The organism is Enterobacter sp. MEB024, assembly GCF_030209635.1.
GTDB lineage: Bacteria > Pseudomonadota > Gammaproteobacteria > Enterobacterales > Enterobacteriaceae > Enterobacter > Enterobacter ludwigii.
Genome location: NZ_JARVRQ010000001.1, coordinates 134,073 through 147,784, shown reverse-complemented (window position 1 = coordinate 147,784; position 13,712 = coordinate 134,073). Strand labels below are relative to the sequence as shown.

The following is a 13,712-nucleotide window of genomic DNA, read 5'->3' as shown; positions in this document are numbered from 1 at the left end:
TCCTTCACAACGCGACCGCGCAGCAGTTATATCAGGCCTGCCATGACCTTACAACACCCGTTGTTGATGGCTGGCCTAATCAGCAATCTAAATTAGCTATACAAAAAAAGGCTGGCAAGTGCGAAATGACTTACCAGCCTTACTTTTATTGACGCTCTTTGCGCGAGGTCACTATTTTGCGGTTACAACCTGCATTCCGGAAGGTTCATTCTGCAGGGCGAGAGTCAGAACTTCCTCAATTCGCTTCACAGGATGAATCTGCAGATCGGCAATCACGTTGTCCGGAATCTCTTCCAGATCGCGTTTATTTTCGTAAGGGATCAATACGGTTTTGATCCCACCACGGTGTGCCGCCAGCAGTTTTTCTTTTAACCCACCGATTGGCAGCACCTGGCCACGCAACGTGATCTCACCGGTCATGGCCACATCGGCACGCACCGGGTTGCCGGTAAGGCAGGAAACCAGTGCGGTACACATGGCGATACCTGCGCTTGGGCCATCTTTCGGCGTTGCCCCTTCAGGCACGTGCACGTGGATATCGCGTTTCTCGTAGAAATCAGGGTTAATGCCCAATTTCTCCGCGCGCGCGCGTACCACGGTCAGCGCGGCCTGAATCGACTCCTGCATCACTTCACCCAGAGAGCCGGTGTAGGTCAGCTTGCCTTTACCCGGGACACAGGCGGTTTCAATGGTCAGCAGATCGCCACCCACTTCCGTCCATGCCAGACCGGTGACCTGGCCCACGCGGTTTTCATTGTCCGCGCGACCATAGTCAAAGCGCTGAACGCCCAGATAGGCATGCAGGTTGTCGCCATTGATCACGATGTGTTTAAGACTCTTATCCAGCAGAAGCTGTTTAACCGCCTTACGGCACAGTTTAGAGATTTCGCGCTCAAGGCTACGCACGCCCGCTTCACGGGTGTAGTAGCGGATGATGCCAATAATCGCGCTGTCCTCAACGGTCAGCTCGTTGGCTTTCAGCGCGTTACGCTCAATCTGCTTCGGCAGCAGGTGCCGTTTCGCAATGTTCAGTTTTTCGTCTTCGGTATAACCGGAGAGACGAATCACTTCCATACGGTCCAGCAGCGGCGCCGGAATGTTCATGGAGTTCGAGGTCGCGACAAACATGACATCGCTCAGGTCGTAATCCACTTCGAGGTAGTGATCGCTGAACGCCACGTTCTGTTCTGGATCAAGAACTTCCAGCAAAGCAGACGCCGGATCGCCACGCATGTCCGAAGACATTTTGTCGATCTCATCGAGCAGGAACAGCGGGTTTTTAACGCCCACTTTCGCCATCTTCTGGATCAGTTTACCCGGCATAGAACCGATGTAAGTACGACGGTGACCGCGGATCTCCGCTTCATCGCGTACGCCACCCAGCGCCATACGGATATACTTACGGCCGGTCGCTTTGGCGATGGACTGACCCAGAGAGGTTTTCCCTACCCCCGGTGGTCCCACCAGGCACAGAATCGGGCCTTTGATTTTGTTCACACGGCTCTGGACGGCGAGGTACTCAAGAATGCGGTCTTTCACGCGCTCAAGGCCGTAGTGGTCGGTATCCAGGATCTCCTGCGCCTGACGCAGGTCTTTTTTGACCTTGCTGCGGGCATTCCAGGGAACCTGAACCATCCATTCGATATAGCCGCGCACGACGGTCGCTTCAGCCGACATTGGAGACATCATTTTCAGCTTCTGCAGTTCTGCTTCGGCTTTCTCTTTGGCCTCTTTCGGCATTTTCGCCGCGTCGATCTTACGCTTCAGCGCTTCGTTTTCGTCCGGCGCGTCATCCATCTCGCCGAGCTCTTTCTGAATGGCTTTCATTTGCTCATTCAGATAGTACTCACGCTGAGATTTCTCCATCTGCTTTTTAACGCGGTTACGAATACGCTTCTCAACCTGCAGCAGATCGATCTCAGACTCCATCATCGCCATCAGATATTCCAGACGTTCGTTAACGTCGGACATCTCCAGCACGGACTGTTTGTCAGCCAGCTTCAGCGGCATGTGTGCAGCGATGGTGTCCGCCAGACGCGCAGGATCGTCGATGCTGTTCAGCGACGTCAGCACTTCTGGTGGGATTTTCTTGTTCAGCTTGATATAGCCTTCGAACTGGCTAATCGCGGTGCGCACCAGCACTTCCTGCTCGCGCTCATCCAGCTGAGGTGATTCAAGGTACTCTGCCTTGGCAGAGAAATGCTCGCCATCGTCAGACAGGGTGGTAATACGCGCACGCTGCAAGCCTTCTACCAGCACCTTAACGGTGCCGTCAGGCAGCTTCAGCATCTGCAAAATAGAGGCCACGGTCCCGACGGTGAAAAGATCGTTTACACCCGGCTCATCCGTTGATGCTTCTTTCTGCGCCACCAGCATGATTTTTTTATCATGATCCATGGCGGCTTCGAGGCAACGGATAGATTTTTCCCGCCCTACAAATAAGGGTATGACCATGTGCGGATAAACCACCACATCGCGCAACGGCAATACGGGGATTTCAATGCGTTCAGAACGCTCAGGATTCATAGAGCTCTCTCTTAGTTTAGTGTCCGCCAGGTAAACTGGTCATGTCACTGTGCTTCACATAACCATTAACATGTATCCAGTATATGGGGATGTTTCCCACACATTCAACGCCGCGTATACGGAAAAATAAAAGGGGAGATAAAATCCCCCCTTTTTGATTAACTGCTTGTATGATTTGGTGAATTATTCGCCAGATGCCTGTTGCGCTTCCGGCTTGCCATAAATCAGCAATGGCTTGGTCTGGCCGCTAATGACCGACTCATCAATCACCACTTTCTCAACATCTTCCATCGACGGCAGATCGTACATGGTGTCAAGCAGCGCCGCTTCCACGATAGAACGCAGGCCACGCGCACCGGTTTTACGGATCATCGCTTTCTTGGCAATCGCGTCCAGCGCTTCGTCACGGAATTCCAGCTCAACGCCTTCCAGATTGAACAGCGCCTGATACTGCTTGGTCAGCGCATTTTTCGGCTCTTTCAGGATCTGGATCAGCGCGTCTTCACTCAGTTCGTTCAGCGTTGCCACAACAGGCAGACGGCCAATGAACTCAGGAATCAGACCAAACTTGATCAAGTCTTCTGGCTCAACCTGTGACAGCAGCTCGCCTTCGTTCGGCTTTTCGGACGAGGCTTTCACCGTCGCGCCAAAACCAATGCCGGAGCCGGTTTCAACACGGTGAGAGATCACTTTATCCAGACCGGCAAACGCACCACCACAGATGAACAGGATCTTGGACGTATCAACCTGCAGGAACTCCTGCTGAGGATGTTTACGGCCACCCTGCGGTGGAACGGCTGCAACCGTACCTTCAATCAGCTTCAGCAGCGCCTGCTGCACGCCCTCACCCGATACGTCACGGGTAATGGACGGGTTGTCAGATTTACGGGAGATCTTGTCGATCTCATCGATGTAAACAATCCCGCGCTGCGCTTTCTGTACATCGTAATCGCATTTCTGCAGCAGTTTCTGGATGATGTTTTCTACGTCCTCACCCACATAACCGGCTTCGGTCAGGGTGGTGGCATCGGCCATTGTGAACGGAACATCCAGCAGACGCGCCAGCGTTTCAGCCAGCAGCGTTTTACCGGAGCCGGTTGGGCCGATCAGCAGAATATTACTTTTACCCAGTTCTACGCCATTGCTGGTATCACCGTTACGCAGGCGTTTGTAGTGGTTGTATACCGCCACGGCGAGCACTTTTTTCGCCTGCTCCTGACCGATGACATAGTCGTCAAGATGATGACGAATTTCATGCGGCGTTGGCAGCGCGCTGCGCTCGCGGTGAGGTGCTACTTCTTTAATCTCTTCGCGAATAATGTCGTTACATAAGTCAACACATTCGTCGCAGATATACACGGACGGCCCGGCAATCAGTTTACGCACTTCATGCTGGCTTTTGCCGCAAAAAGAGCAGTACAGCAGTTTGCCCGAACCATCTTTGCGTTTATCTGTCATGAGTCCAAACCTCTTTTTAAGTTCTTTGTGCCGCACATGACGACGCAAATGCCATTTTCAGACGCAAGCTGCTTTTAGCAACATGCCGCCCTACCTGAGTATAGCGGCACACTCGCGTCACGGGCATCAATTACGATGGGTCAAAACGGAGTCGACTAAGCCGTACTCAACAGCCTCAGAGGCAGAGAGGAAACGATCGCGCTCGGTATCGCGCTCGATCTGCTCAAGAGATTGACCCGTATGCTGCGCCATAAGTTCATTCATGCGCGCTTTTACTTTCAGAATTTCGCGGGCGTGGATTTCAATATCCGTCGCCTGCCCCTGATAACCCCCCAGCGGCTGGTGAATCATCACGCGGGAATTTGGCAGGCAGAAACGCTTACCTTTAGCCCCTGCGGTTAACAGGAACGCACCCATAGATGCAGCCTGACCCATACAGATAGTGCTGACATCTGGCTTGATGAATTGCATGGTGTCATAAATGGACATACCTGCCGTGATCACGCCGCCCGGCGAGTTAATGTACAGGTAAATGTCTTTTTCCGGGTTTTCCGCTTCCAGAAACAGCATCTGCGCCACGATCAGGTTAGCCATGTGGTCTTCCACCTGGCCGGTCAAAAAGATAACGCGCTCCTTGAGCAGACGGGAATAGATATCAAAAGAACGCTCACCACGTGAGGTCTGTTCAATAACCATTGGCACCAGAGCCATATGGGGTGCAAAGTTATCTCGTTCGCCACTGTATGACATTTCCGTCTCCTGGATCAAAATTGAAAACACCTGCTGTACTGATTGTAACCTTACGGACGGATTATCAGCCAGTCTCAATCATCGTGATTACACACTTATGGGGTTCATACTGCCCTATTTCAAGCATAACAACCTTTTGTTGTTACGCTAACACTGAAAGGGCGTTTTAGCACTCTTCCTGGGGTAAAGCCGTGATAAAAAAAACCCGTCGCCGGAAGGCAACGGGTTTTTTGTTCAAACTTTAAACCCTGGGGGCGAAATTACGCCTGCTGGTTCATCAGTTCGTTGAAAGAGGTCGCTTTTTCGGTCACTTTCGCTTTCGCCAGTACCGCTTCAACAGCCTGCTCTTCCAGTGCAACATTGCGCATGTTGTCCATCAGCTCTTTGTTCTTACCGTAGAACTCGATCACTTCTGATGGATCTTCGTATGCAGAAGCCATCTCTTCGATCAGGCCTTTCACACGCTCTTCGTCAGCTTTCAGCTCGTGGGTACGAATCACTTCGCCCAGCAGCAGGCCAACAACAACGCGGCGTTTAGCTTGCTCTTCGAACAGCTCGCGTGGCAGTTCCATCGCTTGCTGCTGGTTGCCACCGAAACGCTGTGCAGCCTGACGGCGCAGAACGTCGATTTCGCTGTCAATCAGGGCAGCCGGAACGTCGATTTCGTTCGCTTTTACCAGACCATCGATCGCCTGAGATTTCACACGGTTACGTACAGCGCCGTTCAGCTCACGTTCCATGTTTTTACGCACTTCGGTACGCAGACCGGCTACAGAACCATCTTCCACGCCGAAACGCTTGATGAATTCTTCAGTCAGTTCAGGCAGTTCGCGCTCTTCAACTTTCTTCAGGTTGATAACGAACTTCGCTGCTTTACCTTTCAGGTTTTCAGCGTGGTACTCTTCCGGGAAGGTCACGTCGATGGTGAACTCTTCGCCCGCTTTGTGACCTTTGATACCGTCTTCGAAGCCTGGGATCATACGACCCTGGCCCATTGCCAGTACGAAGTCAGACGCTTTGCCGCCTTCGAACTCTTCGCCGTCTACAGAACCGGTGAAGTCGATGGTCACACGGTCTTCCGCGTCAACAGCACCTTCTTTCTCTTTCCAGTTCGCCTGCTGCTTACGCAGAGTGTCCAGCATGCCGTCAACGTCTTCGTCAGTCACGGAAACAACAGGTTTTTCAACTTCGATAGATTCCAGACCTTTCAGCTCAACTTCCGGGTACACTTCGAACTCTACGGAGTAGGTGAAGTCTTCGCCCTGTTTGTATTCGCCTGGAACGTAATTCGGCGCACCGGCCGGATTAATTTTTTCTTTGATGATTGCATCAATAAAGTTGCGGCTCATCAGTTCACCCAGCACATCCTGACGCACGGAAGCGCCATAACGCTGAGCAACAACATTCATCGGTACTTTGCCCTTACGGAAGCCGTCAATACGTACTTTTTTTGCTACGTTGACCAGCTCGCTTTTCACAGCAGTTTCGATGCTGTCAGCAGCGATAGTAATCGTTACACGGCGGCCAAGGCCTTGAGTGGTTTCAACTGAAACTTGCATCTTGTTACCTCAAAAAAATCACAGTGCTCGGTCAACTCTGAATCTGTCTGTTATACCGGGATGCTCTCTTAGTGCAGATTCACATTCCCTGTCGCCAGAATCATCCCGAAGACATTCATTAAGACGCGGCATTATAGCGGCATCACTTAGGTGAGTCGAGAACGGTTGGGGCATGTTGCTGCGGCTTTTTTCACACTTTAAGGCTATTTTTAGCCTTAAAAACGCACCATCCGCTCAAAACTCAGACAAAACAAAACGGCCCGGAGGCCGTTTTGAGGAAATCTGTATGCAACATACTGGAAAAGCTCCAGCCGTTGCAAATCCGATTTATCAGGCGATGGTGCCTGCGCCGCGACACGGCGGCGATGCAAATACCGTATCCTGCAAGCCTTCCCATTCCTTAATGGTATAGGTGTGCAATGCCAGCGCATGTACGGTTGTGGAGAGTTCTTCCGTCAAGGTGCTGTAGATCAAGCGATGTCGGTTCAGGAAACGTTCTCCCGTGAAGCGATCGCTGACCAGAACCACTTTAAAGTGGCTTTCAGAACCTGCCGGCACGTTATGACGATAGCTTTCGTCGACGACTTCGAGGAACACAGGGTTGAACGCTGCCCTTAATTTATCTTCTATCTGTTCACGTATCATCATGAAATCACTCCTCCGACAACGCCAGGATGTCACCCATCCCTTTAAATATTAGCCGCTTTTACCGTTTCCATTACAACAAGACAACAAATATTTAGCTTTCGTCTTATTTTCTCATTCAGACGAATGAAGTTCACTGTGAGACTCATACCTTTTGACCTTCGCGCGTGGAGAAAAAGGCGGGGCTGGTCAGTTTTCGGACAAGGCGATGAATTTACATGCGTTGACCACTTCCCCTGGCCGTTAGCGATGTTATGATGGCGGCAATTTTTCTCTGTAATGCTTACGATTCGTTGAGAACCTGAAAATGTTAAAAAAACTCTTCTTTCCGTTGGTAGCACTTTTTATGCTGGCAGGCTGCGCTACCCCGCCTACAACTATTGATGTCTCCCCTAAGATTACCCTGCCTCAGCAGGATCCTAGCCTGATGGGCGTAACCGTGAGCATTAACGGTGCCGATCAGCGTCAGGATCAAGCCCTGGCTAAAGTGACTCGCGACAACCAGCAGGTGACGTTGACCGCCTCACGTGACCTGCGCTTCCTGCTGCAGGAAGTGCTCGAGAAACAGATGACTTCCCGCGGCTATATGATTGGCCCAAGCGGTGCGGTTGATCTGCAGATCATCGTGAACAACCTGTACGCTGACGTGTCCCAGGGTAACGTTCGCTACAACATCTCCACCAAAGCGGATATCGCCATCATCGCGACCGCGAAGAACGGCAACAAGATGACCAAAAACTACCGTGCGAGCTACTCTGTTGAAGGCGCGTTCCAGGCGTCCAACAAAAATATTGCTAACGCGGTTAACAGCGTGCTGACTGACACCATTTCCGATATGGCGCAGGACACCAGCATCCACGACTTCATCAAGCAAAACGCGCGTTAATCCCGCTTCCTGACCCGGTGTTTCACCGGGTCAGCTTTATATGAACATGTCGAGTCATTACTTACGCATTTTCCAGCAACCTAAATCAGCCATTCTGCTGATCCTTGGTTTCGCCTCCGGTTTACCTCTCGCCCTCACCTCCGGCACGCTGCAGGCCTGGATGACCGTCGAGAATATCGATCTCAAAACCATTGGTTTCTTCTCCCTCGTCGGCCAGGCTTACGTCTTTAAGTTCCTGTGGTCGCCGGTGATGGACCGTTATACCCCGCCGTTCCTGGGCCGTCGTCGCGGCTGGTTAGTGATGACCCAGGTCCTGTTGCTGATCGCAATCGCGGCGATGGGCTTTCTTGAACCCACGACGCAGCTTCGCTGGATGGCCGCCCTTGCGGTGGTAATCGCCTTCTGTTCTGCCTCGCAGGATATCGTTTTTGATGCCTGGAAGACGGACGTGTTGCCTGCAGAAGAGCGGGGAGCCGGCGCAGCCATTAGCGTGCTGGGCTATCGTCTGGGGATGCTGGTATCCGGTGGTCTGGCGCTGTGGGTGGCCGACCGTTATCTCGGTTGGCAGGGCATGTACTGGCTGATGGCCGCCCTGTTGATCCCCTGTATTATTGCCACCCTGCTCGCCCCCGAACCGAGCGATGTGATCCCGGTTCCACGTTCTCTGGAGCAGGCCGTTGCCGAACCTCTTCGCGACTTCTTTGGCCGCAACAACGCCTGGCTTATCCTGCTGTTAATCGTCCTTTATAAGCTCGGCGATGCCTTCGCGATGAGCCTGACCACCACCTTCCTTATTCGCGGGGTCGGGTTTGATGCCGGCGAAGTCGGCGTAGTGAACAAAACGCTCGGGTTGTTTGCGACTATTGTCGGGGCCCTGTACGGCGGCGTATTAATGCAGCGTCTGACGCTCTTTCGCGCACTGCTGATCTTCGGAATCCTGCAGGGGGCATCGAACGCCGGTTACTGGCTGCTGTCGGTGACGGATAAGCATATGATCAGCATGGGCGCCGCGGTGTTTTTTGAAAACCTGTGCGGCGGTATGGGGACAGCGGCGTTTGTTGCCCTGCTGATGACCCTGTGCAACAAATCGTTTTCCGCGACGCAGTTCGCTCTGCTCTCGGCGCTTTCCGCCGTTGGTCGCGTGTATGTCGGGCCGATTGCCGGCTGGTTTGTTGAAGCCCATGGCTGGCCAACGTTCTACCTCTTCTCCGTGGTAGCGGCAGTGCCTGGGCTCTTATTGTTACTGGTCTGTCGCCAGACGCTGGAATATACCCAGCGAACAGAACACTTTATGCCACGCACGGAATATCATCGCGCTTACCGTTTTGCGTTACGACTGTTAATGGCGGGTTGCTTTGCCCTGGTGCTGTGGCTCGTGGTGCTCATTATTAATGCCACCACCTCTCTGGTACTGCCTCTCGAAGCGCTTCTGCTGGATGCCGGCGCGCTGCTGGCGGTTGCCGGCATCCTGACTGGCGGGCTGCTCGATTTCATGGCGCTGCGTAAAACGCAGTTAACCTGAAGTAAAATCCGAAAGGTTATTTCCCGTTGTAATCACGACCCGAAATTATAACGGTGAAATAGCCGCCAGCCGCTAAAAAAATATTTGTTGTTTTGTGCGGGATAGGATTCGGAAATTATTGGAGTCAATTGCAGAACGCTATTTTTCATTAAACGATTCAGCATCAGAGAGTTTGATTTTTCGTTTTTTAGTTGTCTTTTTATTGATAATTAATTGTTAATTTTTTGTTTATTTTTCACAATGGTTATACCAATTGCCCCTTTTAGGGTATGCTTGGGGGTCCTTTCGTTATAAAGCCCATGCCATGCGGCTTACGTCTTAAAAAGCGACATAATTTGCAACACTTGTGACATGTGCGGCAGAACCCGGTAACACCTTCCTGACACAGGTCTAATGATGTTTACAGTAATGTAACCTTCCCGTAAAATGCCCCCACACTTTAAACGCCACCAGACTCCCGTGGAATTGAGGTCGTTAAATGAGACTCAGGAAATACAATAAAAGTTTGGGATGGTTGTCATTATTCGCAGGCACTGTATTACTCAGTGGCTGCGATTCTGCACTACTTGACCCCAAAGGACAGATTGGACTGGAACAACGTTCACTGATATTGACGGCTTTTGGCCTGATGTTGATTGTGGTTATTCCAGCCATTTTGATGGCTGTTGGTTTCGCCTGGAAGTATCGTGCGAGCAATAAAGATGCGAAGTATAGCCCTAACTGGTCACACTCCAATAAAGTGGAAGCTGTGGTCTGGACGGTACCTATCCTAATCATCCTGTTCCTTGCCGTACTGACATGGAAAACCACTCACGCACTTGAGCCAAGCAAGCCGCTGGTTCACGATGAAAAACCGATTACCATTGAAGTGGTCTCCATGGACTGGAAATGGTTCTTCATCTATCCGGAACAGGGCATTGCCACCGTGAATGAAATCGCCTTCCCTGCGAACACTCCGGTTCAGTTCAAAGTGACCTCCAACTCCGTAATGAACTCCTTCTTCATCCCACGTCTGGGTAGCCAGATTTACGCGATGGCCGGTATGCAGACTAACCTGCACCTGATCGCGAATGAAGCAGGCACCTACGCTGGTATCTCCGCCAGCTATAGCGGCCCGGGCTTCTCAGGTATGAAGTTCAAAGCTATCGCGACGCCAGACCGTGCCGCTTTCGACCAGTGGGTTGAAAAAGCGAAGCAGTCTCCAAACACCATGTCTGACATGGCGGCGTTCGAAAAAGTGGCAGCACCTAGCGAATATAACAAGGTGGAGTACTTCTCTAACGTGAAACCAGATTTGTTCAAAGACGTTATTGGCAAATTTATGGATCACGGCAAGAGCATGGACATGACCCAGCCTGAAGGTGAGCATAGCGCACACGAAGGTATGGAAGGCATGGACATGAGCCACGCGGAAACCGCTCACTAAGGGGCCGAGGAAGAAAATGTTCGGAAAATTGACACTGGATGCAGTGCCCTACCATGAACCCATTATCGTGGTTACGGTTGCTGCAATTATCATCGGTGGCGCAGCCTTACTGGCCTTGATCACTTACTTCGGTAAGTGGAGCTACCTGTGGAACGAGTGGCTGACTTCGGTTGACCACAAAAAACTGGGTATCATGTACTGCATCGTCGGTATCGTCATGTTAATTCGTGGCTTTGCGGATGCGATCATGATGCGTAGCCAGCAGGCACTCGCGTCTGCGGGTGAAGCCGGCTTCCTGCCGCCGCATCACTACGACCAGATCTTTACCGCCCACGGCGTTATCATGATCTTCTTCGTGGCGATGCCGCTGGTTATCGGTCTGATGAACGTTGTCGTTCCGCTGCAAATCGGCGCGCGCGACGTAGCGTTCCCGTTCCTGAACAACCTGAGCTTCTGGTTCACGGTTGTCGGCGTTATCCTGGTTAACCTGTCACTGGGTGTGGGCGAATTTGCTCAGACCGGCTGGCTGGCTTACCCGCCGCTTTCGGGAATTGAGTACAGTCCGGGCGTTGGCGTCGATTACTGGATTTGGGCACTTCAGCTCTCCGGTGTCGGTACAACCCTGACCGGTATCAACTTCTTCGTGACCATTATCAAGATGCGTGCCCCTGGCATGACCATGTTCAAGATGCCGGTATTTACCTGGGCATCTCTGTGCGCCAACATCCTGATTATTGCATCATTCCCAATTCTGACCGTCACCATCGCGCTGCTGACCCTGGACCGCTACCTGGGCACCCATTTCTTTACCAACGATATGGGTGGCAACATGATGATGTACATCAACCTGATTTGGGCCTGGGGTCACCCGGAAGTGTACATCCTGGTTCTGCCGGTCTTCGGTGTGTTCTCCGAAATCGCAGCAACCTTCTCGCGTAAACGTCTGTTTGGTTACACCTCTCTGGTGTGGGCAACCGTGTGTATTACCGTTCTGTCGTTCATCGTTTGGCTGCACCACTTCTTCACCATGGGTGCTGGCGCGAACGTAAACGCCTTCTTCGGTATTACAACCATGATTATCGCAATCCCTACCGGGGTTAAGATCTTCAACTGGCTGTTCACCATGTACCAGGGCCGTATCGTGTTCCACTCAGCAATGCTGTGGACTATCGGCTTCATCGTCACCTTCTCCGTGGGTGGGATGACCGGTGTACTGCTGGCGGTACCGGGTGCTGACTTCGTTCTGCACAACAGTCTGTTCCTGATTGCGCACTTCCATAACGTTATCATCGGTGGTGTGGTCTTCGGCTGCTTCGCTGGCGTAACCTACTGGTGGCCAAAAGCGTTCGGTTTCACCCTGAACGAAAAATGGGGTAAACGCGCATTCTGGTTCTGGATCATCGGCTTCTTCGTTGCATTTATGCCGCTGTACGTGCTGGGCTTCATGGGTATGACCCGTCGTCTGAGCCAGCAGATTGATCCACAGTTCCACCCAATGCTGATGGTTGCAGCGGGCGGTGCCGTGCTGATTGCTTGTGGTATCGCGTCTCAGCTGATTCAGTTCTACGTTTCTATTCGCGACCGCGATCAGAACCGTGACCTGACCGGTGACCCATGGGGTGGCCGTACGCTGGAGTGGGCAACCTCTTCTCCACCACCGTTCTATAACTTCGCTATTGTGCCGCAGGTCCATGAACGCGACGCATTCTGGGAAATGAAAGAAAAAGGTGAAGCGTACAAGCAACCTGCTCATTACGAAGAGATCCACATGCCGAAAAACAGCGGTGCGGGCATTGTTATTGCCGCCTTCGCAACGGTATTTGGCTTCGCAATGATCTGGCACATCTGGTGGATGGCGATTGTTGGCTTCGCCGGCATCGTAATCAGCTGGATTGTGAAGAGCTTTGACGAGGACGTAGACTACTACGTACCAGTCCGTGAAGTCGAAAAACTGGAAAACCAGCATTTCGATGAGATTTCTAAAGCGGGGCTGAAAAATGGCAACTGATACTTTGGCGCACTCTACTGCCCACGCGCATGAACATGCGCACCACGATACAGGACCGACAAAAGTCTTCGGTTTCTGGATCTACCTGATGAGCGACTGCATTCTGTTCTGCTGTCTGTTCGCAACGTATGCCGTTCTGGTGAACGGCACTGCGGGCGGCCCGGCTGGCAAGGACATCTTTGAACTGCCGTTCGTTTTGGTAGAAACCGCGCTGCTGCTGTTCAGCTCCATCACCTACGGCATGGCGGCTATCGCCATGTACAAAAACAACAAGAGCCAGGTTGTCTCCTGGCTGGCGTTGACCTGGCTGTTTGGTGCTGGCTTTATCGGGATGGAAATCTATGAATTCCATCACCTGATTATGGAAGGCTTCGGGCCGGATCGTAGTGGCTTCCTGTCTGCGTTCTTCGCACTGGTCGGGACCCACGGTCTGCACGTAACGTCTGGTCTGATCTGGATGGCAGTACTGATGTTCCAGATCTCCCGTCGTGGCCTGACCAGCACTAACCGCACGCGTATCCTGTGCCTGAGCCTGTTCTGGCACTTCCTGGACGTTGTGTGGATCTGTGTGTTCTCTGTTGTATATCTGATGGGGGCGATGTAATGAGTCATTCAAACGATCATGGCGCTTCCCACGGTAGCGTAAAAACCTATATGACAGGTTTCATCCTGTCGATCATTCTGACGGTGATCCCGTTCTGGATGGTGATGAGCGGTTCTGCGTCTAAGCCGGTTATTCTGGGTGCGATCCTGGTAACCGCGGTGATTCAGATTCTGGTGCATCTGGTTTGCTTCCTGCACATGAACACCAAGTCCGATGAAGGCTGGAACATGACGGCTTTCATCTTTACCGTGATTATCATCGCTATCCTGGTAGTCGGTTCCATCTGGATTATGTGGAACCTTAACTACAACATGATGGTTCACTAAGA

The 13,712-nt window shown here is 52.0% G+C and carries 11 protein-coding genes; 6 read left to right on the top strand and 5 right to left on the bottom strand.

Going from position 1 to position 13,712, the window contains the following annotated elements:
* Window positions 1-171: 171 nt before the first annotated feature.
* The 5 genes from lon to bolA form a co-directional block, all read right to left on the bottom strand.
* Complete coding sequence (lon, locus tag QRN24_RS00705; RefSeq protein WP_014168872.1) at window positions 172-2,526, bottom strand: endopeptidase La; 2,355 nt, start codon at window positions 2,524-2,526, stop codon at window positions 172-174.
* Window positions 2,527-2,709: 183 nt separating this feature from the next.
* On the bottom strand, window positions 2,710-3,984 hold the full coding sequence (gene clpX, locus QRN24_RS00700) for an ATP-dependent protease ATP-binding subunit ClpX (protein ID WP_020885209.1): 1,275 nt from the start codon (window positions 3,982-3,984) through the stop codon (window positions 2,710-2,712).
* 126 nt (window positions 3,985-4,110) lie between these two features.
* Window positions 4,111-4,734: an ATP-dependent Clp endopeptidase proteolytic subunit ClpP gene (gene clpP, locus QRN24_RS00695; protein WP_020885210.1), complete on the bottom strand. Its 624-nt coding sequence runs from the start codon at window positions 4,732-4,734 to the stop codon at window positions 4,111-4,113.
* Between the two features lie 260 nt (window positions 4,735-4,994).
* Complete coding sequence (gene tig, locus QRN24_RS00690; protein ID WP_014168868.1) at window positions 4,995-6,293, bottom strand: trigger factor; 1,299 nt, start codon at window positions 6,291-6,293, stop codon at window positions 4,995-4,997.
* 330 nt (window positions 6,294-6,623) lie between these two features.
* Complete coding sequence (gene bolA, locus QRN24_RS00685) at window positions 6,624-6,941, bottom strand: transcriptional regulator BolA (RefSeq protein WP_013095855.1); 318 nt, start codon at window positions 6,939-6,941, stop codon at window positions 6,624-6,626.
* A gap of 304 nt (window positions 6,942-7,245) precedes the next feature.
* Here bolA and QRN24_RS00680 point away from each other — a divergent pair, with 304 nt between their 5' ends.
* The 6 genes from QRN24_RS00680 (at window position 7,246) to QRN24_RS00655 (ending at window position 13,710) form a co-directional block, all read left to right on the top strand.
* A complete protein-coding gene (locus tag QRN24_RS00680) occupies window positions 7,246-7,824 on the top strand; it encodes a lipoprotein (RefSeq protein ID WP_014168866.1) in 579 nt (192 codons plus the stop codon).
* Window positions 7,825-7,870: 46 nt separating this feature from the next.
* Entirely contained in the window at window positions 7,871-9,346 is a 1,476-nt protein-coding gene (gene ampG / locus QRN24_RS00675; protein WP_025204965.1) for a muropeptide MFS transporter AmpG, read from the top strand.
* Window positions 9,347-9,824: 478 nt separating this feature from the next.
* Complete coding sequence (gene cyoA / locus QRN24_RS00670) at window positions 9,825-10,772, top strand: cytochrome o ubiquinol oxidase subunit II (protein ID WP_284942213.1); 948 nt, start codon at window positions 9,825-9,827, stop codon at window positions 10,770-10,772.
* A 16-nt stretch (window positions 10,773-10,788) separates the two neighbouring features.
* Window positions 10,789-12,780, top strand: coding sequence for a cytochrome o ubiquinol oxidase subunit I (cyoB, locus tag QRN24_RS00665; RefSeq protein WP_014168864.1), 1,992 nt, complete (start codon window positions 10,789-10,791; stop codon window positions 12,778-12,780).
* Entirely contained in the window at window positions 12,770-13,384 is a 615-nt protein-coding gene (locus tag QRN24_RS00660; protein WP_014168863.1) for a cytochrome o ubiquinol oxidase subunit III, read from the top strand. The genes cyoB and QRN24_RS00660 overlap by 11 nt, the downstream gene beginning before the upstream one ends.
* Window positions 13,384-13,710, top strand: a complete 327-nt coding sequence (locus QRN24_RS00655; protein ID WP_006176899.1) for a cytochrome o ubiquinol oxidase subunit IV — start codon at window positions 13,384-13,386, stop codon at window positions 13,708-13,710. The genes QRN24_RS00660 and QRN24_RS00655 overlap by 1 nt, the downstream gene beginning before the upstream one ends.
* The last annotated feature ends 2 nt before the right edge of the window (window positions 13,711-13,712 follow it).